Origin of the sequence: Pseudomonas palmensis, from assembly GCF_017848315.1 — a bacterium.
In the GTDB taxonomy this organism is placed as follows: Bacteria; Pseudomonadota; Gammaproteobacteria; order Pseudomonadales; family Pseudomonadaceae; genus Aquipseudomonas; species Aquipseudomonas palmensis.
This window is the reverse complement of the sequence record NZ_JAFKEC010000015.1, coordinates 79382-102013: the sequence shown is the minus strand read 5'-3', so window position 1 is coordinate 102013 and position 22632 is coordinate 79382. Positions and strand designations below refer to the sequence as shown.

Annotated in this window: 20 protein-coding genes, 5 tRNA genes and 1 riboswitch; of the genes, 2 read left to right on the top strand and 23 right to left on the bottom strand. The window is 61.6% G+C overall.

Features of this window, described 5'->3' with window-relative positions; translation table 11 throughout:
- Positions 1-301: 301 nt before the first annotated feature.
- The 3 genes from JZZ72_RS11340 to phnN form a co-directional block, all read right to left on the bottom strand.
- Positions 302-730, bottom strand: a complete 429-nt coding sequence (locus tag JZZ72_RS11340; protein ID WP_210014472.1) for a GNAT family N-acetyltransferase — start codon at positions 728-730, stop codon at positions 302-304.
- Positions 731-958: 228 nt separating this feature from the next.
- Positions 959-1035 (bottom strand) — tRNA-Arg (locus JZZ72_RS11335).
- Between the two features lie 109 nt (positions 1036-1144).
- A complete protein-coding gene (phnN, locus tag JZZ72_RS11330) occupies positions 1145-1735 on the bottom strand; it encodes a phosphonate metabolism protein/1,5-bisphosphokinase (PRPP-forming) PhnN (protein WP_116053201.1) in 591 nt (196 codons plus the stop codon).
- A gap of 344 nt (positions 1736-2079) precedes the next feature.
- Between phnN and JZZ72_RS11325 the strand changes: the two genes are divergently transcribed.
- The gene (locus JZZ72_RS11325; protein ID WP_003254499.1) at positions 2080-2406 is read left to right on the top strand and encodes an Arc family DNA-binding protein; all 327 of its coding nucleotides are present in this window, start codon (positions 2080-2082) and stop codon (positions 2404-2406) included.
- A gap of 56 nt (positions 2407-2462) precedes the next feature.
- Here JZZ72_RS11325 and mgtE read toward each other — a convergent pair whose 3' ends face one another.
- From mgtE to alaS, 8 genes are all read right to left on the bottom strand, one after another.
- Entirely contained in the window at positions 2463-3905 is a 1443-nt protein-coding gene (gene mgtE / locus JZZ72_RS11320) for a magnesium transporter (RefSeq protein ID WP_043860297.1), read from the bottom strand.
- Between the two features lie 382 nt (positions 3906-4287).
- Positions 4288-4364 (bottom strand) — tRNA-Arg (locus JZZ72_RS11315).
- 77 nt (positions 4365-4441) lie between these two features.
- A tRNA-Arg gene (locus JZZ72_RS11310) sits at positions 4442-4518 on the bottom strand.
- A 77-nt stretch (positions 4519-4595) separates the two neighbouring features.
- A tRNA-Arg gene (locus tag JZZ72_RS11305) sits at positions 4596-4672 on the bottom strand.
- 108 nt (positions 4673-4780) lie between these two features.
- A tRNA-Ser gene (locus JZZ72_RS11300) sits at positions 4781-4871 on the bottom strand.
- A gap of 72 nt (positions 4872-4943) precedes the next feature.
- A complete protein-coding gene (gene csrA / locus JZZ72_RS11295; protein WP_010226667.1) occupies positions 4944-5132 on the bottom strand; it encodes a carbon storage regulator CsrA in 189 nt (62 codons plus the stop codon).
- A 182-nt stretch (positions 5133-5314) separates the two neighbouring features.
- Positions 5315-6550 (bottom strand): aspartate kinase, encoded by a 1236-nt coding sequence (locus tag JZZ72_RS11290; protein WP_043860296.1) that lies wholly within the window; start codon positions 6548-6550, stop codon positions 5315-5317.
- Between the two features lie 90 nt (positions 6551-6640).
- On the bottom strand, positions 6641-9259 hold the full coding sequence (gene alaS / locus JZZ72_RS11285) for an alanine--tRNA ligase (protein ID WP_210014471.1): 2619 nt from the start codon (positions 9257-9259) through the stop codon (positions 6641-6643).
- Positions 9260-9472: 213 nt separating this feature from the next.
- Positions 9473-9624, top strand: a riboswitch (FMN riboswitch).
- A 93-nt stretch (positions 9625-9717) separates the two neighbouring features.
- Between alaS and JZZ72_RS11280 the strand changes: the two genes are divergently transcribed.
- Positions 9718-10224: a 6,7-dimethyl-8-ribityllumazine synthase gene (locus tag JZZ72_RS11280; protein ID WP_043860294.1), complete on the top strand. Its 507-nt coding sequence runs from the start codon at positions 9718-9720 to the stop codon at positions 10222-10224.
- 89 nt (positions 10225-10313) lie between these two features.
- Here JZZ72_RS11280 and astE read toward each other — a convergent pair whose 3' ends face one another.
- The 12 genes from astE to JZZ72_RS11220 all read right to left on the bottom strand — a co-directional run bounded on the left by astE (position 10314) and on the right by JZZ72_RS11220 (position 22433).
- Positions 10314-11324 carry a succinylglutamate desuccinylase gene (astE, locus tag JZZ72_RS11275; protein ID WP_058540770.1) on the bottom strand — a complete coding sequence of 337 codons (1011 nt, stop codon included), beginning with the start codon at positions 11322-11324 and terminating at the stop codon, positions 10314-10316.
- 12 nt (positions 11325-11336) lie between these two features.
- Positions 11337-11627, bottom strand: a complete 291-nt coding sequence (locus JZZ72_RS11270; protein ID WP_043860292.1) for a hypothetical protein — start codon at positions 11625-11627, stop codon at positions 11337-11339.
- Positions 11628-11641: 14 nt separating this feature from the next.
- Complete coding sequence (gene astB, locus JZZ72_RS11265; RefSeq protein WP_058540769.1) at positions 11642-12991, bottom strand: N-succinylarginine dihydrolase; 1350 nt, start codon at positions 12989-12991, stop codon at positions 11642-11644.
- 25 nt (positions 12992-13016) lie between these two features.
- The gene (astD, locus tag JZZ72_RS11260; RefSeq protein WP_201023442.1) at positions 13017-14483 is read right to left on the bottom strand and encodes a succinylglutamate-semialdehyde dehydrogenase; all 1467 of its coding nucleotides are present in this window, start codon (positions 14481-14483) and stop codon (positions 13017-13019) included.
- The gene (astA, locus tag JZZ72_RS11255) at positions 14480-15508 is read right to left on the bottom strand and encodes an arginine N-succinyltransferase (protein ID WP_043860289.1); all 1029 of its coding nucleotides are present in this window, start codon (positions 15506-15508) and stop codon (positions 14480-14482) included. Before astA ends, astD begins: the two co-directional genes overlap by 4 nt.
- Positions 15509-15570: 62 nt before the next feature.
- On the bottom strand, positions 15571-16590 hold the full coding sequence (aruF, locus tag JZZ72_RS11250) for an arginine/ornithine succinyltransferase subunit alpha (protein WP_043860288.1): 1020 nt from the start codon (positions 16588-16590) through the stop codon (positions 15571-15573).
- Between the two features lie 128 nt (positions 16591-16718).
- Complete coding sequence (locus JZZ72_RS11245) at positions 16719-17939, bottom strand: aspartate aminotransferase family protein (protein WP_210014470.1); 1221 nt, start codon at positions 17937-17939, stop codon at positions 16719-16721.
- Between the two features lie 318 nt (positions 17940-18257).
- Positions 18258-19238, bottom strand: coding sequence for a transcriptional regulator ArgR (argR, locus tag JZZ72_RS11240; RefSeq protein WP_043860286.1), 981 nt, complete (start codon positions 19236-19238; stop codon positions 18258-18260).
- A 107-nt stretch (positions 19239-19345) separates the two neighbouring features.
- Entirely contained in the window at positions 19346-20110 is a 765-nt protein-coding gene (locus JZZ72_RS11235) for an ABC transporter ATP-binding protein (RefSeq protein ID WP_043860285.1), read from the bottom strand.
- 65 nt (positions 20111-20175) lie between these two features.
- Positions 20176-20874 (bottom strand): ABC transporter permease, encoded by a 699-nt coding sequence (locus JZZ72_RS11230; RefSeq protein WP_054916584.1) that lies wholly within the window; start codon positions 20872-20874, stop codon positions 20176-20178.
- The gene (locus JZZ72_RS11225; RefSeq protein ID WP_054916585.1) at positions 20871-21560 is read right to left on the bottom strand and encodes an ABC transporter permease; all 690 of its coding nucleotides are present in this window, start codon (positions 21558-21560) and stop codon (positions 20871-20873) included. The genes JZZ72_RS11230 and JZZ72_RS11225 overlap by 4 nt, the downstream gene beginning before the upstream one ends.
- 90 nt (positions 21561-21650) lie before the next feature.
- Complete coding sequence (locus JZZ72_RS11220) at positions 21651-22433, bottom strand: ABC transporter substrate-binding protein (RefSeq protein WP_043860283.1); 783 nt, start codon at positions 22431-22433, stop codon at positions 21651-21653.
- Positions 22434-22632: the final 199 nt, after the last annotated feature.

Below are 22632 nucleotides of genomic sequence, written 5' to 3'. Positions count from 1 at the left end.
AGAGTCTGTCAAGCGTTTATTTTGAAGTTTTTCGTTTCACTTCAAACACTTGACTCGCTTCGATCTCTCGTAGCGGGAGGCGAATTCTACAGCGTTACAACCTGCTGTCAACCACCTTTTTCACCGCTGCCGATCTTTCGATCGAAGCACCTCCAGCCTGACCTGAAACGTCCAACTCGTTGATATTCAAGGAGTTTTTCGTTCCGACTGCGCCGGAAGTGGGGCGAATTATAGAGAGATTAAATTGTGCGTCAAGGGTTTATTTCAAAATAACCTCGGCACATAGGTCAGCATGAGCATTTCAAGACTGAAGCGTCTTTTTCAGGTAGTAGCGCTGATAACCAGGCGGGCAATCCTCCAGCATCCCCATGATGTGGTATCCCTGCTTCTGGTAGAAGTCAGGGGCCTGGAAGCTATAGGTATAAAGAAACAAACCGGTGCAGCCCCGCGCCCGCGCCTCCTCTTCGGCTCGCATCAGCAGTTCGCTGCCCAACCCATGACCGCGTGCGGCATCGCTCAACCAGAAGTAGTCGATATAGAGCCAACCCATTGAGAAATGACCGAACAGCCCACCTCTCACCTGGCCCCCGCCATCGCGGGCATACAGCTGGAAATCTTCATAGGTGTAAGGGCCGATCTGTTCGATGTTGAAGCGGCGCAGCCCTTCACGCACCACTGCCATGGCATCGGCGTCAGCGCCCAGGGTGAATCGGTAAGGGGCATCTGTCATAAGCTCTCCTGTGCGGCATTGGACTACATGAGTACGCTGCGAGCCTGCAGGCGCCGGCTCGCAGCGGATGTTAAATCGGAATTCGGGTTCACAGGTAGAAGGAGGCTCGCCAGGGGGCAGCACGAACGTCAGCCAAGGTAGCGAATCATGCGCAGAAACGAGGAGGGATGGATGGAGCAGAAGAAGAGAAGGTAAAGCGCAGGAAGCAGCCAGCCCTCGAACGAAGGATGGTGTCCCAGGCAGGGTTCGAACCTGCAACCTTCCCCTTAGGAGGGGGATGCTCTATCCAATTGAGCTACTGAGACATGCGTCTGGCGTACATGGCCCGCCATACGGAACGGCGAGCATGTTACCCAGCGAGCCAGGATTTGTCATGTCGTCTCTGCGCTTTTTACCAGTAGGTGGTTTCCAGCCTCAGGCACGTACGCCTGCCTCCTGCAAAACCATCAGCAGGCGGCGCACTGCATCGTCAAGACTGGTCGAGTTGTCCACCCGCCGGACCCGATCATCAACCTGTGTCATGGACTGTTGGTTGCGCGCCATTCGCTGCTCGATCTCGTGCTGCCCCTCCCTGCCCCGTTGAAGCAATCGCCCGCGCAATACCTGCGGATTCACACAAAGCAATATGGGCAACAGGTCCGGGTACTTCGCCTGCGCCACCGGCAGGTGCGCGCGCGACCCGTTGACCATCACGTGCCAGCCTTCGGCAAGCCACGCATCTATATAAGCAGGAACCCCATAAGCCAACCCATTGGCGCGCCACTGCAGGGCAAATTCGCCACGGTCAGCCATCTGCTCGTACTGCTGGACCGATACGGCGACTGCGTCCTCCCCCACCGCCTCGGCGGAGCGAGTGATGACACGCTTAGGAATGCGCACCTGGCTTGCCAGCAAAAGCTCACGCGCCGCATCCAGAAGACTGTCCTTGCCGGCACCGGACGGCCCCATCAAATAGATCACCCTGCCCGCCCCCGCCAAGGGAACGTCGCTTGCGTCATACTGCATAGCCACTATGCTCAGAGAAAGGAAAGCTCGCGCATTTTAGGCGCATTGCACGGTCTTTGCGCCTTTGCCGGTGATGAAAAGTCGAGCCGCCGAGGTGGCCAGGCCGAGCGCCAAATGAAAACTTTTCAAACCAGTGCGCATTTCTGATAATTGGTACTGGCATAACGCCTTTACCCAGTTCAATATTTGTCACAGAATTGACGCCAAGGAACTGGCGACACTGAGGCATGATGAAGACCTCATTCGTACTCCAGGTTGAACATTTTGTCTTAACGATGGTCGTAACACTCATCGTGCGGCCGATTTCGAGAACCGCTTCCCCCTGAACTAAACCGGTCAATTATATGCGCCCAATGAAACAGGCTATCTACTCAAGCCGCACCGCTGACAAATTTGTCGTCCGCCTGCCAGACGGAATGCGTGAGCGCATTGCCGAGGTTGCGCGTAACCACCACCGCAGCATGAACTCCGAGATCATTGCACGCCTGGAGCAGAGCCTTATTCAGGAAGGTGCACTGGGCGACGAGCTGAGCATGCGCCTGGACAGCCCAGAGCTGTCACTGCACGAACGTGAACTGCTGCAACGCTTCCGCCAGCTGTCCCATCGCCAGCAAAATGCTCTGGTCGCACTGATCGCCCATGACGTCGAGATGGCCGCAGACGCTTCCTGATTCCACCCACGCACAAAAAAGCCAGCTTTCGCTGGCTTTTTTTATGCCTTGCCTTTTTACAGCAAGAAGATCGTAGCAAGGCCCAGGAAGATGAAGAACCCGCCACTGTCGGTCATGGCAGTGATCATCACACTTGCGCCCATCGCAGGATCGCGCCCCATTCGAGCAAGCGTCATCGGGATAAGAACGCCCATCAGGGCCGCCAACAGCAGGTTCAGGGTCATCGCCGCAGTCATCACTACCCCCAGCGACCAGCTGCCATAGAGCAGGTAGGCCACAACGCCGATCACGCCCCCCCACACCAGGCCATTGATCAAGGCCACCGCAAGCTCCTTGCGCATCAATCGCGCAGTATTGCCCGGGCTGACCTGATCGAGCGCCATGGCACGTACGATCATGGTAATGGTCTGGTTGCCGGAGTTGCCCCCGATACCGGCCACGATGGGCATCAGTGCAGCCAACGCCACCAGCTTCTCGATCGACCCCTCGAACAGGCCGATCACTCGCGAAGCGACAAAGGCCGTGATCAGGTTGATTGCCAGCCATGCCCAACGGTTGCGAAGCGAACGCCAGACCGAGGCGAAGATGTCTTCCTCCTCACGCAGACCCGCCATGTTGAGGACTTCGTTCTCGCTTTCCTCACGGATCAGGTCGACCATTTCGTCGATGGTCAAACGGCCGATCAGGCGATCGCTCTTGTCCACCACCGGTGCCGAAATCAGGTCATAGCGCTCAAAGGCCTGTGCCGCATCGTAGGCGTCTTCATCGGGATGAAAACTGACCGGGTCACTGGCCATCACCTCGGCAACCTGCTTGTCGGGGTCGTTCACCAGCAGCCGCTTGATGGGCAACACACCCTTGAGCTTGCCGTCGTAATCGACCACGAACAGTTTGTCGGTATGGCTTGGCAGCTCCTTGAGCCGGCGCAGGTAACGCAACACCACCTCAAGGCTGACGTCCTCGCGGATGGTCACCATCTCGAAGTCCATCAAGGCACCGACCTGGTCCTCGTCATAGCTCAACGCGGAGCGTACGCGCTCACGCTGCTGGGCATCGAGGGTTTCCATCAGCTCATGCACGACGTCGCGCGGCAGCTCCGGCGCAAGGTCGGCCAGCTCGTCGGCGTCCATCTCCTTGGCAGCGGCAAGCAGCTCGTGATCGTCCATGTCGGCGATCAGGGTTTCCCGAACCGAATCGGATACCTCGAGCAGGATGTCACCATCACGCTCGGCCTTGACCAGTTGCCAGACCGTCAGACGATCATCCAGCGGCAGGGCTTCGAGAATGTAGGCAACGTCAGCGGAGTGCAGATCATCGAGCTTGCGTTGCAGCTCGACCAGATTCTGGCGGTGTACGAGATTTTCGACCCGATCGTTATGGTGCCCTTCCTGACGATGTGTCAGGTCTTCGACCACTCGTTGGCGCTGCAGCAATTCGACCACCTGGGCCAGGCGATCCTGCAGGCTTTCTTGCGATTTTTTTACTTCACTTTCGGTCATACGCGTACTCCACTCCCAGCAGCGGAGCACGCCAGGAGAATCAATCAGTCAGATCGTGATTGGCAAAACAAGCTATTGAGTAACTACTGGGTAAGTCCATGGTGGTATTCCACAAGCCCCGGCGGAGCTGACGGGCGCAATCATACACGGCTTGGGCTGCTCGGACTGAAAATATTGGCCAGAACAATCGCTTGCGAGATAAAGCTGTGACAACGTACAGCTCTGACAGTGCGACGGCTGGCACACCCCAAAGAACACATTGAAGACGCAAAAGTTAGCAGAGGCCGGTAAACGCATCGATGACAGTTTATTCATCGCGCCTTACGGAAAAGTGAAAAGCCGAAAAGCAGAAGGCCCGCTTAAAAGCGGGCCTTCTGTTGTATGGTGCACTCGACAGGATTCGAACCTGTGACCGCTCGGTTCGTAGCCGAGTACTCTATCCAGCTGAGCTACGAGTGCAGGGTTGGCGCTTGATAGACCAGATCACCTCTGGTTGAAGCTGAAACAACTTCCAGACTGGAAACTGCTTCGTCGTATGGTGCACTCGACAGGATTCGAACCTGTGACCGCTCGGTTCGTAGCCGAGTACTCTATCCAGCTGAGCTACGAGTGCAGGGTTGGTACTTGATGGACCAGATCACCTCTGGTTGAAACTGAGGCAACTTCCAGACTGGAAACTACTTCGTCGTATGGTGCACTCGACAGGATTCGAACCTGTGACCGCTCGGTTCGTAGCCGAGTACTCTATCCAGCTGAGCTACGAGTGCATTTGTTGCCGCGCATTATAGACCGCTTAATCGATTTGCCAACCACTTTTTCGTTTAATTTCAACTACTTAGCGATTCAAGCAAGATTACAGCGCCCTACATGAATAATGGCGGAGAAGGGGGGATTCGAACCCCCGATACCCTTGTGAGGTATACTCCCTTAGCAGGGGAGCGCCTTCGGCCACTCGGCCACCTCTCCGCAACACGGGGCGTATAATAACCAGAGCCTTCCCCGTTTGCAAACCCTTTTTTGAAAAAATATCGATAAAAATTAATGGGTTGGTTCTTCGTCCTTCTCTTTCTTGATCCGCAGGTAGATTTCCTCACGGTGCACGGCCACTTCCTTGGGCGCGTTCACCCCAATCCGTACCTGGTTTCCTTTCACGCCGAGCACGGTCACGGTGATTTCGCCGTCGCCAATTATCAGGCTCTCTGCGCACCGACGAGTCAGAATCAACATACCTTTCTCCTCACGCAATTCAGTTCAGGGATAACAGTCTGCAAAAAAGGGCTTCAACCCGCCGCCAGAACAGCGGCGGACCTACGCCTGAACGTTGACCGACACCCGACAACCCACAGGTTTCTTATGCCGTTCAAAAACACGAAGGGCGCGGCCAGGCCGCGCCCCAGTGAGCACAACGCTTACTCGCCCTGACGGGAAGGCGCGTCGAGTTCGAAAGCGGTGTGCAAGGCACGCACAGCCAGTTCCAGGTACTTCTCTTCGATAACCACCGACACCTTGATTTCCGAAGTGGAGATCATCTGGATGTTGATGCTCTCCTTGGCCAGCGATTCGAACATGCGGCTGGCAACGCCCGCATGCGAGCGCATGCCCACACCCACGATCGATACCTTGGCGATCTTGGTATCACCCACCACTTCGCGGGCATTGAGCTTCAGGGCGGTTTCACCCAGTACCTTCTGGGCCTTTTCGTAATCGTTGCGGTGTACGGTGAAGGTGAAGTCGGTGGTGTTATCGTGCGAAACGTTCTGCACGATCATGTCGACTTCGATATTGGCTGCACTGATGGGGCCCAGAATCCCGAATGCCACGCCCGGGGTATCCGGCACACCGCGAATGGTCAGCTTGGCTTCATCGCGATTGAAGGCGATGCCGGAAATGATCGGCTGTTCCATGGATTCCTCTTCATCAATAGTAATGAGGGTACCCGGACCCTCCTGAAAACTGTGCAGTACACGCAGCGGTACGTTGTACTTGCCGGCAAACTCCACGGCCCGAATCTGCAGCACCTTGGACCCGAGGCTGGCCATTTCCAGCATCTCTTCGAAAGTGATCTTGTCCAGCCGCTGCGCCTGGGACACCACGCGCGGGTCGGTGGTATAGACACCATCGACGTCGGTGTAGATCTGGCACTCGTCAGCCTTCAATGCAGCCGCCAGGGCCACGCCGGTGGTATCGGAACCGCCACGCCCCAGCGTGGTGATGCTGCCGTGCTCGTCAACGCCCTGGAAACCGGCTACCACGACCACGCGACCTGCCTTGAGGTCGGCACGAATCTTCTGATCATCGATCTGCAGGATGCGCGCCTTGTTGTGCGCACTGTCGGTGAGAATACGCACCTGGTTGCCGGTGTAGGACACCGCAGGCACACCCCGCTTGATCAGCGCCATGGCCAGCAACGCGATGGTCACCTGCTCGCCGGTGGACACGATCACGTCCAGCTCGCGCGGAACCGGCTGATCGCTGATTTGCCTCGCCAGCTCGATCAGACGATTGGTTTCCCCGCTCATTGCCGACAGCACGACCACCAGGTCGTCGCCAGCCTCGCGGAACTTCTTCACCTTGTCGGCAACCTGTTCGATGCGCTCGACCGTGCCCACCGAGGTGCCGCCAAATTTCTGTACGATCAACGCCATTTCAAAGCCGCCTCAGCCCGTGAAGGGCACCCAATAAACACAATTACCCAACGCCAGGGCCCGCCATCGGATGGCGGGCCACCGGGCGCTTCAGACACCCTGTTCTACGAATGGCACGGTCAGAGCCAGTGCACCGCCCAGCGCTGCGGCATCCACGCCACCGCCTTGCGCCATGTCCGGACGACCACCGCCTTTGCCGCCCACCGCTGCAGCGGCTTGCTTCATCAGATCACCGGCTTTGAGTTGGCCGGTCAGGTCCTTGGTCACGCCTGCAACCAGTACGACCTTTTCTTCGTGGACACTGCCGAGCAGGATCACTGCGCGGCCGAGTTTGTTCTTCAACTGGTCGACCAGGGCCAGCAAGGCTTTGCCGTCCTGCCCGTCCAGACGTGCGGCCAGCACTTTGACGCCCTTGACGTCGACTGCGCTGGCAGACAGGTCATCGCCGGCAGCACTGGCAGCTTTGGCCTGCAGTTGCTCCAGTTGCTTTTCCAGCTGACGGTTGCGCTCGAGCACCGCCGACAGCTTGTCGACCAGGTTCTCGCGGCTGCCCTTGACCAGCTGGGCAGCTTCCTTGAGCTGCTCTTCGGCAGCGTTCAGGTAGGCCAGTGCGGCGGCGCCAGTGACCGCTTCGATACGACGCACCCCGGAGGCCACACCGCCTTCGCTGATGATCTTGAGCAGACCGATATCGCCGGTGCGCTTGGCATGGATGCCGCCGCACAGCTCGACGGAGAAATCACCGCCCATGCTCAGCACGCGCACGCTGTCGCCATACTTCTCGCCGAACAGCGCCATGGCGCCCTTCTGCTTGGCAGTCTCGATGTCGGTCTCTTCGGTCATGACCTCGGTGTTGTTGCGCACTTCGCGGTTGACGATGTCTTCCAGCGCCTTGAGCTGCTCTGGCTTGACCGCCTCGAAATGGCTGAAGTCAAAACGCAGGCGCTGGCTGTCGACCAGCGAGCCTTTCTGTTGTACGTGCTCGCCCAGCACCTGACGCAATGCCGCGTGCAGCAGGTGGGTGGCCGAGTGATTGAGCGAGGTGGCATGACGAACCTGCGCATCGACCCGGGTTTCAACCTGGGCACCGACGCTCAGCTTGCCGCTGGCAACCACACCGTGGTGCAGGAAGGCACCGCCGGTCTTGGTGGTGTCACGGACATCGAAGCGGACGGCACCGGCCTGCAGGTACCCGCAGTCACCCACCTGGCCGCCGGACTCGGCGTAGAACGGCGTGCGGTCGAGGATCACCACACCCTCCTCGCCTTCACCCAGCTGCTCGACGGCCTTGCCGTCCTTGTACAGTGCAACGACGCTGGCAGCGCCTTCGGTGGTGGCATAACCGGTGAATTCGGTGGCCACATCGACCTTGACCAGGGTGTTGTAGTCCAGGCCGAAGGCGCTGGCCGAACGCGCGCGCTCACGCTGCGCCTCCATCTCGCGCTCGAAACCGACTTCGTCGATGGTCAGGCTGCGCTCACGGGCGATGTCGGCCGTCAGGTCCATCGGGAAACCGTAGGTGTCATACAGCTTGAACACCACGTCACCGGGCACCACGCTGCCCTTGAGTTCGGCCAGGTCCTGTTCGAGGATCTTCAGGCCCTGCTCCAGGGTCTTGGCAAACTGCTCTTCCTCGGCCTTGAGCACGCGCTCGATGTTGGCCTGCTGCTGCTTGAGTTCCGGGAACGCCTCGCCCATCTCGGCAACCAGCGCCGCAACGATCTTGTAGAAGAAGCTGCCGGTGGCACCGAGCTTGTTGCCGTGACGGCAGGCGCGACGAATGATGCGACGCAGCACGTAGCCACGGCCTTCGTTGGAAGGCAGCACGCCATCAGCAATCAGGAAGCTGCACGAACGAATGTGGTCCGACACTACCTTGAGCGACGACTGGTCTTCGTTGCTGCAGCCGATGGCGGCAGCCGACGCGCTCAGCAGGTTCTTGAACAGGTCGATTTCATAGTTCGAATGCACATGCTGCATCACCGCACTGATGCGCTCCAGGCCCATGCCGGTGTCCACCGACGGTGCAGGCAGCGGGTGCAGCACGCCGTCGGCAGTGCGGTTGAACTGCATGAAGACGTTGTTCCAGATCTCGATGTAACGGTCACCGTCTTCTTCCGGCGAGCCTGGCGGGCCACCCCAGATGTCGGCGCCGTGGTCATAGAAGATCTCGGTGCAGGGGCCGCACGGGCCGGTATCGCCCATGGTCCAGAAGTTGTCCGAGGCGTAGGGCGCGCCCTTGTTGTCGCCAATGCGCACCATGCGCTCGGCCGGCACACCGATGTGCTGGGTCCAGATGTCGTAGGCCTCGTCATCGGTGGCATACACGGTGACCCAGAGCTTTTCCTTGGGCAGTTGCAGCACGCCGGTGAGGAAGGTCCAGGCGTAGGTGATGGCGTCACGCTTGAAATAGTCGCCGAAACTGAAGTTGCCCAGCATTTCGAAGAACGTATGGTGACGCGCGGTATACCCGACGTTTTCCAGGTCGCTGTTCTTGCCGCCGGCGCGCACGCACTTCTGGCTGCTGGTGGCGCGGGTGTACGCGCGCTTTTCCTGGCCAAGGAAGCAGTCCTTGAACTGGTTCATCCCCGCGTTGGTGAACAGCAGGGTCGGGTCGTTGCCCGGGATCAAGGAGCTGGAGGCAACTCGGGTATGGCCCTGCTCTTCGAAGAAGCGAAGGAAGGCTTCACGGATTTCTGCGCTTTTCATAGGTTCTTCCACGGAAACGGCGGCCTGCGTCAAATTGACGAAACGACGGCAAAGGGCCGCATTATATCGAGCCTTAACACGAGGTGCAGTGAGTTTATACATCGCCAACCGCCATTTGAGGATGAAATGACCTTCATCCGGCGCGGTTTGCTTAGCAGGCTATACGTTCTGCCGACATCTATGCTACAACGTGTGCGTCGCCAGCCACTGGCGGCACGTTCTCAGGGCGGGGTGCAATTCCCCACCGGCGGTAATTGCGCCCATTGCGCATAGCCCGCGAGCGCTTGCAGGCAACCCTGCAAGGTCAGCAGACCCGGTGTGATTCCGGGGCCGACGGTCATAGTCCGGATAAAGAGAGAGCGGGATAGGCACGCGAGTGCCTGCGTCTGCACATCTGCGCAACGACAATCCCCTTCGATCCACTGCCCTGTTTCTCATACAAACAGGAGTTCGTTTCAATGCAAGCTACCCCAATCGACAGCAAAGGCCATCACAACGATCGCATCGCCTTCGTCCAGGCCTGCTGGCACAAGGATATTGTTGACCAGAGCCGCAAGGGTTTCGTCGAAGAGATGGCCAAGCAAGGCTATCAGCTGAGCGATATCGACTTCTATGAAGTCGGCGGTGCCTTCGAAATCCCGCTGCACGCCAAGCTGCTGGCCCGCAGCGGCCGTTACGCCGGCATCGTGGCTGCAGGCCTGGTGGTGGACGGCGGCCTGTACCGCCATGAATTCGTCGCCCAGTCGGTGATCAGCGGCCTGATGCAGGTGCAGCTGGAAACCGAAGTGCCAGTGTTCTCGGTGGTACTGACCCCGCATCACTTCCATGCCGGCGACGAGCACCAGAAGTTCTTCTTCGATCACTTCGTGCACAAGGGCGCCGAAGCGGCAGTGACCTGCGCCGACACCCTGCTCAAGCTGCGCTCGCTGCGCCGCAATGAAGTACCGCAGAAGATGGCGGGCTGATTGCACTGCCCCTTTCGCCGGCAGGGCCGGCTGCTACGGGATGCGCGACACCTGTAGCAGCCGGCCTTGCCGGCGAAGGTGTTTCATCTTCAGACCAACTGCTCATCCGACGCAGGCACGATCAGCATCCCCGCACGCAGCCCGTTCTTCACCTTGGGGTTCGGGAAAATGATCCGCGCGCCCTCCTCCTCGACAACCCAGCGCGTCTCGGCCAGGTCCTCGGCCAGCAGATACCCTCTGGAAAGCTCGGAAAAGTTCTCGATATCCGCCGGCAGGTGCAGGTGGAAGCTGTCGCTGTGCTTGATGATCTCGCGCGCGACGCTGAACAGTTGCAGCCCGCCGATCCCTTCATCTTCAGCCGGCTCGTTACCCTCGATGATCGCCCTGAGCCGCGCTTCGAGCTTGCCGAGCTTGATCTCGCCGTTCTGGCCGAACGGCCGCGCCTTGCCCAGCTCGAGGGTGAACGCTTCGGCCCCCAGGGTTTCGTAGGTGAATGCGGTAAAGGTGATCGAAGGCTTGCTCTGCAGCAGCACAGCCTGCATGCCGGCGGCGCGCAAGCGAGCCAGTTCCCGACGCGAGTGCTGACGGCCTTCCTTGTAGGGATACAGCGCAAACTGCTCGATCTTGGAGCCGCGAATGGCGGTGTGCAGGTCATAGTGCAGGCGGGTACGGCCCTCTTTATAGAAAAAAAAGGCCGTTGCCAGACGCTCCAGCGCACAGGCACGCAATGCCTCGACACCACTGGACTGCTCATGACGCCGGTTGAACAGACGGTTGACGTCGTGCTCGATATACCGCGCGCCCGTGCGCATCGCCTCGGGGTTGCCGAACAGGAACAGCACACGCGCCCGCGGCTTGATCTCCCCCCTGGCAATGCCATGCAGGAGTTCGTCGAGCAACTCGATCGGTGCAGTCTCGTTGCCATGAATACCCGCAGACAGCAGCAGGTCCATGCCATCGTCACGCCCCTCGGGCGGGGTCACTTCAAGCGCCCCCTCGTCGAGCCAGCGCATGCGCACGCCTTCGACAGTCAGCTGGGTCTTCTCTGCCGGTTCACGACCGGCAAGGGTCAGTTCAAGCAGTTTGCCGAGGGCGAGCATGGGCGGTGTTCCTTAGTGGTGATGCCCGCAATCGGGGCCGTGGACGTGGTCGTCATCTTCGCCAGCATCGGCCGGCTCCATTTCCAGCTGCAGGCTCACCAGGTTGGTGGCCAGCGGGCGCAGCAGCAGGTTGGCATACTCGGCGTCGCCTTCTTCAACATCGACACCGATCAGCAGCTGGCCGCGGCCATCCTGCTGAATCCATACTTCCTTGCCTTGCCACAGCACGGCAAAACGGGTGCAGGAAGTTTCCAGCTGGGTGCCATCTTCATCTTCGAGGATCAGCTGCAGGGCGTCGGACATAATCGAGTTCTCTTTCAAGGTTGGAGTTGGAACGGATACACCGAACCCAGCTTGAGGATCTGGGTCAGCTCATCCAGTGCCGTGCGACATTCCAGCAACAGCTGCGGGTCAGCCAGGTCGCGTTCGCTCAGGCTGTCGCGGTAGTGCCTGTCGACCCATTGGGTCAGGGTGTCGTACAGCGGCGCGGTCATGATAACCCCTGGGTTGACGGCCGCCAGCTCCGTATCGTTGAGCGCCACGCGCAAACGCAGGCACGCGGGGCCGCCGCCATTCTGCATGCTCTGCTTGAGGTCGAAGACCTTGACCTCGGTCACCGGCCCGCCCTGGCCGGTCAAGGCCGACAGATAGGCCCAGACCCGCTCGTTATTGCGGCATTCCTCCGGCACGATCAGCAGCATCGAACCGTCTTCACGGGACAGCAACTGACTGTTGAACAGATACGAACGCACGGCGTCCTCGACCGTCACCTGGGCCCGCGGCACGCAGATGGCCTTGAACTTGCCGCCACATCCGGCCAGTTTAGCCTGCAGCTCGGCCAGCACCGCTTCGGTGTCGAGGAAAGCATCCTCGTGATAGAACAGCACCTCGCCGTTGCCTACCGCGATCACATCGTTGTGAAACACGCCTTGGTCGATCACGGCAGGGTTCTGCTGAGCATAGACCACGCCGTCGGCACTCAGGCCATGCAGCCGGGCAACCGCCTGGGAAGCCTCCAGGGTCTGGCGGGCCGGGTATTTGTGCGGCGCCGGGTAGCGCGCATCGAATGCACTGCGCCCGAACACGAAGAACTCCACGCCCGGTTCGCCATAGGCACGGCAGAAGCGCGTGTGGTTGGCAGCACCTTCGTCACCGAACTGCGCCACCGCCGGCAACGCGGCATGGTGGGCAAAGTGCTGCGTATTGGCGAACATCGCGCCCAGCACACGACTGGTGGTCGGGTGCTCGATACTGCGGTGGTACTTGCAGTTCAGGTTGGCCGCCGTGAAGTGCACGCGTCCGTCGGCCGTATCGGCGCTCGGGCTGACCGTGGCGGCGTTGGCCACCCACATGCTGGACGCAGAGCAACTGGCGACCAGCAACGGCATCGCCTCCCTGGCCGCCCGCTCGATGACCTGCGCATCGCTGCCGCTAAAGCCCAGGCGACGCAGCGCAGCCACATCCGGACGCTCCTGCGGGGCCAGTACGCCCTGCACAAAGCCCATCTCCATCAGCGCCTTCATCTTCGCCAGGCCCTGGCGCGCCGCTTCACGCGGGTTGGATGCCTGCTGGCTGTTGCTCTGCGAAGCAACGTTGCCGTAGGACAGCCCGCCGTAGTTGTGCGTCGGCCCCACCAGGCCATCAAAATTCACTTCAAATGATTTCATCGGCTAAGGCTCCGTGAAGCTGTTGTTATAGGGTGACGCCGGGCGTCAGCGTGGCGGGCAGCACAAGGCTGGATGCCTCCAGCGACGCCACCGGGTAGGCGCAGTAGTCGGCCGCGTAATAGGCGCTCGCCCGATGGTTGCCACTGGCCCCGACACCACCGAACGGTGCGCTGCTGGCGGCACCGGTCAGTTGCTTGTTCCAGTTGACGATACCGGCGCGGCTTTCCAGCCAGAACTGCTGGTAGCGCGCCTCGGAATCGGACAACAGCCCTGCGGCCAGGCCGTACTGGGTGTTGTTGGCTTCGCGGATCGCGGCATCGAAATCGCTGTAGCGGATAACCTGCAGCAGCGGCCCGAAGAACTCCTCGTCCGGGCGCTCGGCCACCGAGGTCACGTCGATGATGCCCGGGGTCAGCAACGCCGCATCGGCCTGTGGCTGGGTCATCGGCAGCAGCGACTGTGCGCCGCTGGCCAGCAACTGGGCCTGGGCATCGAGCAGCGCGCGGGCTGCCCCCAGGGAGATCACCGAGCCCATGAACGGCGCCGGCTGCTGATCGAACGCGCCCACCGAAATGTTCCGGCTGACGGCCACCAGCCGCGCCAGCAGGGTGTCGCCCCATTCGCCTTGGGGTACCAGCAGGCGGCGTGCACAGGTGCAGCGCTGGCCGGCGGAAATGAAGGCCGACTGAATGATGGTGTATACCGCAGCGTCCAGGTCCTGCACCTGGTCGACCACCAGGGGGTTGTTGCCCCCCATCTCCAGGGCCAGGATCTTGTCGGGGCGCCCCGAAAACTGCTGGTGCAGCAGGTTGCCGGTGCGGCTGGAGCCGGTGAAGAACAGGCCGTCGATGCCGGGGTTGGCCGCCAGGGCCACCCCGGTTTCCCGCGCCCCCTGCACCAGGTTGAGCACGCCAGCCGGCAGCCCGGCCTCGATCCAGCACCTGAGCGTCAGCTCGGCCACTTTCGGCGTGAGCTCGCTGGGCTTGAACACCACGCTGTTACCGGCCAGCAGCGCCGGCACGATATGCCCGTTGGGCAGGTGGCCCGGGAAGTTGTACGGGCCGAACACCGCCACCACACCGTGGGGTTTGTGCCGCAGTACCGCCGTGGCGTCAGCCAGCGGGCCGCTCTTCTCGCCGGTACGTTCGCGGTAGCTCTGCACCGAAATGGCCACCTTGTTGACCATGCTGGTCACTTCGGTGGTGGCCTCCCACAGCGGCTTGCCGGTTTCTTCGCCGATGTAGCGGGCCAGTTCATCGGCGTGGGCCTTGAGGCTCGCGGCAAAGGCTTCGAGCACGCTGATACGCGCCTCCAGCGGTTGGCGAGCCCAGCCAGCAAAGGCTTGACGCGCAGCCTGTACTGCGGCCTCGACCTGCCCCGCGTCGGCGCCCTGGCCCTGCCAGATCACCTGCTGGCTGACCGGGTTCAGCGACTGCAGGGCCTCGCCCTGGCCGGCCTGCCATGTACCGGCAATGTAGTGCGTGGTCATTATTTGGCCTCCCGTGCTGCGGACAGTGGCACCGCACGTACCTGGTCACCGGCGCTCAGGCGCAGGCGCTTGGCCGTAAGCGGGTCGACCACCAGGGTGCCCGCAGCCAAGCGCGCGGGCGCTGCGGTGATACGGCAGTCCTCGCGCTTGCGGTTGTGGATGATGAAAGGGGTGGCATCGTCGCCCGGCGTGCCGATCGCCAGCACCAGGGCCTGGCTGTCGTGCACCGCGCGAATCTTGCTGGTCTGGCACTCGACCGCCGGGCCCGCGTCGAAGATGTCGACGTAGCCCTGATAGCTGAAGCCTTCGCTCTGCAGCATGGCCAGCGCCGGTTCGGTATCGGTGTGCACGCGCCCGATCACATTGCGCGCCGCCTCGGACAGAAAGCAGGTGTACAGCGGGAACTTGGGCATCAGCTCGGCGATGAACGCCTTGTTGCCGACCCCCGTCAGGTAGTCGGCCTGGCTGAACTCCATCTTGAAGAAGTGTCGGCCCAGGCTCTCCCAGAAGGGCGAACGGCCCTGCTCGTCGGACATGCCGCGCATTTCTGCAATGATCTTGTTGCCGAACAGCTCGCTGAATTCGGCAATGAACAGCAGGCGAGCCTTGGCCAGCAGGCGACCATTGAGGCCACTGCGGTAGTCGCTGCGCAGAAACAGGGAGCACAACTCGGAGTTGCCGGTCAGGTCGTTGGCCAGAAACAGCGTGGGGATCTCGCGGTAGATGTCCAGTTCCTGGGACGCGCTGACGGTCAGGCCCACCCGGTAGTTGTACCAGGGTTCACGCAGCCCAACGGCACCGGCGATGGCCGAAATGCCCACCACTTCGCCTTCGTCGTTCTCGAGCACGAACAGGTAGTCGGCATCGCCACGCTCGGCTTCGCCGCGGAAGGTCTTCTCGGCCCAGCCCACCCGGTGGGCCAGGCGCTCTTCGTTGGCCGGCAGAGTGGTCAGGCCGGTGGTGCCGGTGCTGCGCGCCAGCTCGATCAGCGCCGGTAGGTCGCTGCTGCGTACGGGACGAACAATCATGCTATCTCCTCGGGCAGGTGCCTGCTGGCCCCTGCGAAACTCGACCTGGGGTAGCCAGGCAATCAGACCGCGACCAGGCGCACGCTGGCGCCCTCACCCACTCCCAGCGCCTCGGCGGCGGCCAGGTCCAGCTGCACCGGCTTGCCAGGGGCCCAGTCCAGCTCCAGCATCACGGCGCGGTAATCCTGCAACTGGCCGTTGGATACCAGGTACGGGCGCCCACCCTTGACGGCCTGCTCCTGCAGCTTGACCGGCACCAGCCGGCTCTGGGCGATGGAGCGGATGCCGGACACTCGCGCATGCAGGGTCGGCCCACCGTCGAAGATGTCGATGTAGTGATCGGTCTCGAAGCCTTCGCGCATCAGGATGTCGAAGGTGATCTGCGCGCGCGGGTGCACCTGGCCCATGGCCTCCTGCGCGGCATCCGGCAGCAGGGGCACATAGATGGGGTAATGCGGCATCAGCTCGGCAAGGAATGTACGGCTCTTGAGCCCGCACAGGCGCTCGGCGGCAGCGTAGTTGAGGTCGAAGAAGTTGCGCCCGATGGCATCCCAGAACGGCGAGTCGCCGTGCTCGTCGCTGTAGCCGACGATCTCGGTCACCACCGAATCGGCAAACCGCTCCGGGTGCGCTGCCATGAACAGCAGCCGGCCGCGGGAATTGAGCTCGGCCCAGCCGGTGCCCACCAGTTCGGGCAGCACGTAGAAGCTGGTCAGCAGGCTGTTGCCGGTCAGGTCGTGACACTGCGACAGCACATGGATCTTGTTGTGGATCTTCAGCTCGCGCGAGGCGTGCACGAAGGTCTCGTTGCGAAAACTGTAGAACGGCTCGGAATAGCCGGCCGAGGCCACGATGGCCGAACAGCCGACCAGCTTGCCGGTCTCGCTGTCTTCGAGCACGAAGAAGTAGCTCTCCTCGCCATTGAAGCTGACTTCGGCGGCAAAGGAGGTTTCGGACGCGGCGATCTTGTCGCCCAGGCGACCGGCATCATCCGGCAGGGACGTGACACCGATGGGACTGTCCGCGGCCAGACGCTGCACTTCACCCAGGTCAGCCATTTGCGCGGGGCGCATCACCAGCATGGTGTCACTCCTTTAGGGAAAATCGGGCCGACAGCTGCCGGCGCAGAAGAAGCGGCACGTGCCACGGGCACGGGCCACCAGAATCGGTTCGCTGGCCACCGGGGCCAGCGAAGGACCGCAGGCCGGTATCAGACCTTGGTCAGTGCAGCGGCAGCGCGTTCGAAGCGGTCAAGGCCTTCATCGATGTCGGCATCTTCCACCACCAGGCTGGGGGCGAAACGCACCACGTCCGGGCCGGCCTGCAAAACCATCAGGCCTTCTTTCTCGGCAGCGTTGAACACGTCCTTGGCCTTGCCCTTCCAGGCATCGGACAACACGCAACCGATCAGCAGGCCCAGGCCGCGGACCTGGGTGAACAGGCCGTACTGCTGGCCGATCTTCTCTAGGCGCGCCTTGAAGCGCTCGTGCTTGGCCTTGACGCCCGCCAGCACTTCAGGGGTATTGACCACATCCAGCACCGCAGAGGCCACGGCGCAGCCCAACGGGTTGCCGCCATAGGTGGTGCCGTGGGTGCCCACGGCCAGGTGCTTGGCCAGCGCTTCGGTGGTCAGCATCGCGGCAATCGGGAAACCACCGCCCAGGCTCTTGGCGCTGGTCAGGATGTCGGGGGTCACGCCGTAGTGCATGTAGGCGAACAGCTCGCCGGTACGGCCGACGCCGGTCTGCACTTCGTCGAAGATCAGCAGTGCGTTGTGCTTGTCGCACAGCTCGCGCGCGCCTTGCAGATAGGCCTTGTCGGCCGGCACCACGCCGCTCTCGCCCTGGATCGGCTCGATCACCACCGCGCAGGTCTTGTCGCTGATCTGCGCCTTGAGCGCTTCGAGGTCGTTGTACGGCACATGGCTGATGCCGGTGATCTTAGGGCCGAAGCCGTCGGAGTACTTGGGCTGGCCACCGACGCTCACGGTGAACAGGGTGCGACCGTGGAAGCTGTTCACGGTAGCGATGATCTCGTGCTTTTCAGGGCCGAAGCGGTCGTGGGCGACACGACGGGCCAGCTTGAAGGCGGCCTCGTTGGCCTCGGCGCCGGAGTTGCAGAAGAACGCACGCTCGGCAAAGGTGGCGTCGACCAGCTTGTGGGCCAGACGCAGGGCTGGCTCGTTGGTGAACACGTTGGACACGTGCCACAGCTTGTTGGCCTGCTCGGTCAGCGCACCGACCAGCGCCGGGTGGGCGTGCCCCAGGACGTTTACGGCGATGCCGCCAGCGAAATCGATCAGCTCGCGCCCCGCCTGGTCCCATACACGGGAGCCCTGGCCACGCACGGGGATGAAAGCGGCCGGCGCATAGTTGGGGACCATTACCTGGTCGAAATCGGCGCGTTGCACCGGAGCTTGCTCAACGGACATCGGAGTCTCCTGAAGAGGAACGCCTGCCTGGAACTGGCGAGCGATGGGGGGATTGTAAGGACTGATGAACGCCCGGCCTTGCCGCCAAGCGACAACTTCTTATAGCGCCAAACCCTGTTTTGCCAAGGCTTTCGGCAATGCGACAAATAGGGTCGCAAAGGCGCAGTTTAAACGGTGCGCGGTGCTGGCGGGGAGATTGTGTCACGCACGGATTTGCGGGGGCTTCTTCGCTGGCAAGCCAGCGCCCTCGGGCCGGTGCAGCCCCCTTCGACGCTGCGGGCGCTGGTTTGCCGCCGAAGGTCGCGCTGCGCTACCGAATCAGCCGCGCTCGGCAGGCGCCGACGACAACTCGAACGGGCTGTTGCTGCGGCGCTGGTTGCGGTCTTCGCGTGGCGTTGCGCCAAAGAAGTTGCGGTACGCGCTGGAAAAATGCGGCCCCGACGAGAACCCGCACGACAGGCCGATCTGGATGATCGACTTGCTGGTCTGCATCAGCATCTGGCGCGCCTTGTTCAAGCGCAGCTCCAGGTAATACTGGCTGGGCACCCTATTGAGGTACTGCTTGAAGATCCGCTCCAGCTGCCGGCGCGATACGCACACATGCTGGGCAATCTCGTCGGTGGTCAACGGCTCTTCGATATTGGCCTCCATCAGCAGCACCGCCTGGGTCAGCTTCGGATGGCTGGAGCCCAGGCGATTCTGCAGCGGGATGCGCTGACGCTCGCCCCCCTCGCGAATGCGCTCGACCACCAGCTCTTCGGACACCGCACCGGCAAGCTCGGCGCCATGGTCACGGGCCAGCACGGCCAGCAGCAGGTCCAGTACCGACATGCCACCACAGGCGGTCAGCCGATCGCGATCCCAGTCGAACAGGTGGCTGGTGGCGATGACCTTGGGGAAGCGCTCGGCGAAGTCATCCTGCCAGCGCCAGTGCACCGCGGCGCGATAACCATCCAGCAGGCCCAGCTGGGCCAGCGGATACACACCTGCCGAAAGACCGCCCACCACGCACCCCGAGCGCACCAGTTGCTTGAGCGCGCTGCCCAGCGCCGCGCCTACCGCCTGCGGCGGCTCATCGGCCAGCAGAAACAGCTTCTGGCAACCTTCCAGCCGCCCCACCCAGGCTTCGCCAGGCAAGCGCCAGGCGCCCTCCGGCGCAGGTTCGGCCTGCAGGAACAGCAGCTCGTAGACCACTTCGGGGTGCACCTTCTGGGCCACCCGCAAGACCTCTTCGGCCAGCGCCAGGGTCAAGGCCTTGGTGCTGGGCCAGAGGAGAAAACCGATTCGCTGGGTGGTCATTGGGTAAGGTCCGAAACCTGAGAGGAGTCTGGGAGAAAAGCCTCGATCGAGGCGCAGCATGCCCTATTCTGGTGCAAAGCGGCAGCCTCGAACTGTAGCACGGTCGATTATTTCAGGCTGCCGGACAGGAACTGCTGCAACCGCTCGGACTGCGGGTTGACCAGCACTTCACGCGGGTTGCCGCTCTCTTCGACCACACCCTTGTGCAGGAACACCAGCTGGTTGGACACCTCGCGGGCGAAGCCCATCTCGTGGGTCACCACAACCATGGTGCGGCCTTCCTGGGCCAGCGCCTGCATCACCTTGAGCACATCGCCCACCAGCTCCGGGTCCAGCGCCGAGGTCGGCTCGTCGAACAGCATCACTTCAGGCTCCATCGCCAGTGCACGGGCAATCGCCACACGCTGCTGCTCACCACCGGACATATGGCCCGGGTAGGCATCCTTGCGATGGGACACACCGACCTTGGCCAGATAGTGCTCGGCCTTTTCCAGCGCGTCCTTGCGGCTCATGCCCAGCACGTGCACCGGTGCCTCGATGATGTTCTCCAGCGCAGTCATGTGCGACCACAGGTTGAAGTGCTGGAACACCATCGACAGGCGCGAGCGCATGCGCTGCAACTGCTTGGGGTCGGCCGCCTTCAGCGCGCCGTCCTTGTTCGCCACCAGCTTCAACTCTTCGTTGTTGAGCAGGATCTTGCCGGCATGCGGCTGCTCGAGCAGGTTGATGCAGCGCAGGAAGGTGCTCTTGCCCGAGCCGCTGGAGCCGATGATGCTGATCACATCGCCCGCCTTGGCCGCCAGGGACACACCCTTGAGCACTTCGTGACTGCCATAGCGTTTGTGCAGGTCTTGGACTTCGAGTTTGTACATGCTGTCGGTTCTCACAAAGCGTCAGTCCCGGGCCTGCGCCCGGGGCGAAAAAGTTGCCGCCGGGCTCAGCCCTTGCGCGGCGCCAGGTAGCCGAGCCAGCGGCGTTCAGCCAGCTTGAACAGGCGCACCAGAATGAAGGTCAGGCACAGGTAGAACACACCGGCGGTGATGTACGCCTCGAACGGCAGGTAGTACTGGGCATTGACCGTGCGCGCCGCACCGGTGATGTCGATCAGGGTCACGATCGACGCCAGGCTGGTGGTCTGCAGCATCATGATCACTTCATTGCTGTATTGCGGCAGTGCCCGGCGCAGGGCCGAGGGCAGCAGGATGCGGCGGTACATCTTGACCCGCGACATGCCCATCGCCTTGGCCGCCTCGATCTCGCCGTGGGGCGTGGCCTTGAGGCTGCCGGCGATGATCTCGGCGGTGTAGGCACTGGTATTGATGGCAAAGGCCAGGCACGCACAGAAGGTCGCACTGGACAGCCACGGCCACAGGAAGCTCTCGCGCACCGCCTCGAACTGGGCCAGCCCGTAATAGATCAGAAACAGCTGTACCAGCATCGGCGTGCCACGAATCACGTAGGTGTAGAGCCAGGCGCTCATGTTCACCAGCGGCTGCTTGGACACCCGCATCAGGCCCAGCGGCACTGCCACCAGCAGGCCGAACAGCAACGACAGCGCCAGCAGCTTGAGCGTGGTCAGCATGCCGCTCAGGTACAGCGGCATGGCTTCCCAGATGACGTTGTAATCGAAAATCATAGATCAGCCGCCTTTACGCCAACCGAGTAGCGTTTCTCGAGGTAACGCAGGGCCAGCAACGAGACGCTGGTGATCACCAGGTACAACGCCGCGACCGCCAGGAAGAACGTGAACGGCTCGCGGGTCGCGTCCGCCGCCTGCTTGGCCTTGAACATCATGTCTTGCAGGCCCACCACCGAAATCAGTGCGGTGGCCTTGGTCAGTACCAGCCAGTTGTTGGTGAAGCCAGGGATCGCCAGGCGAATCATCTGCGGCACCAGCACCCGGAAGAAGATCTGCAGGCCGCTCATGCCATAGGCCATGCCGGCTTCGGCCTGCCCCTTGGGGATGGCCATGAAAGCGCCGCGGAAGGTTTCGGACAGGTATGCACCAAAGATGAAGCCCAGGGTACCGATACCCGCCATCAGCGGATTGAGGTCGATGTAATCGTCGAAACCGAGCAAGGGTGCGACGCGGTTGAGCAGGTCCTGACCGCCGTAGAAGATCAGCAGGATCAGCACCAGGTCGGGGATCCCGCGGATCACCGTGGCGTACAGGTCGCCCAGCCAGGCCAGCCAGCGCACCGGCGACAGCCGCAGCGCCACGCCGATCAGGCCCAGTACGATGGCCAGGGCCATGGACGACAAGGCGAGCTGTAGCGTCAGCCATGCTCCATCGAGGATGACTGCCCCGTAGCCTTTCAACATGTTGAGGTCCTCGACCTTAGGGATGAAAAAATGGTGCAAACCTCAGCGCTTCTGCTGCTTGCACCATTGAACAGGTGAAACGTCGACGGATTACTGCGCGTCAGGGCCGTAGATGTCGAAGTTGAAGTACTTGTCCTGGATCTTCTTGTACTCGCCATTGGCACGGATGCCGTCGATGGCGGTGTTGATCTTGTCCTTCAGGGCGTCGCCCTTGCGCACGGCGATACCGATACCGTCACCGAAGTACTTGGCGTCGGTGAAGGACGGGCCTACGAATGCATAGCCCTTGCCGGCGTCGGTCTTGAGGAAGCCGTCTTCGAGCAGGGTCGCATCGGCCACGGTGCCATCCAGACGACCGGCGGCAACGTCCAGGTAGATTTCGTTCTGGGTGCCGTAGGGAACGATGGTGGCGCCTTTGGGGGCCAGCACTTCCTTGGCGAAACGGTCGTGGATCGAGCCACGCTGAACGCCGATCTTCTTGCCCTTGAGTTCGTCCAGGCTGTCGCTGACGGTGGTACCGTCCTTCATCACCAGGCGGGCCGGCGTGAGGTAGTAGCGCTTGGTGAAGTCCACGGACTTCTTGCGATCATCGGTGATCGACATGGACGACAGGATGGCGTCGATCTTGCGCACCTTGAGCGCCGGGATCAGGCCGTCGAACTCCTGCTCGACCCAAACGCACTTGACCTTCATCTCTGCACACAGCGCGTTGCCGATGTCGTAGTCGAAGCCCACGATGCTGCCGTCCGGCGCCTTGGAAGCGAACGGTGGGTAGGCGGCCTCGATGCCGATCTTCAGTGGTTTTTCATCAGCCAGCGATGCCAGGGAAAACACGGACAGCGCCAGGGCGCCAAGCAGTGCGAGTTTCTTCATCTGGGAACTCCATCGGTAAAGGGCAATACGTGACAGGCCGATTGGCCGTCGACGTTGCGAATGGGTACAACGCGAGCTGCGCAGGGCTCGACGAAACAGGGTCGAGGCATCACGAGCGAGTGATTGGCATTTTAGCGACAGCTCCGAACCCGATATTTCTTCAATGCGACAACTAGTTACAGAAGCGCCGGAAGTCAGG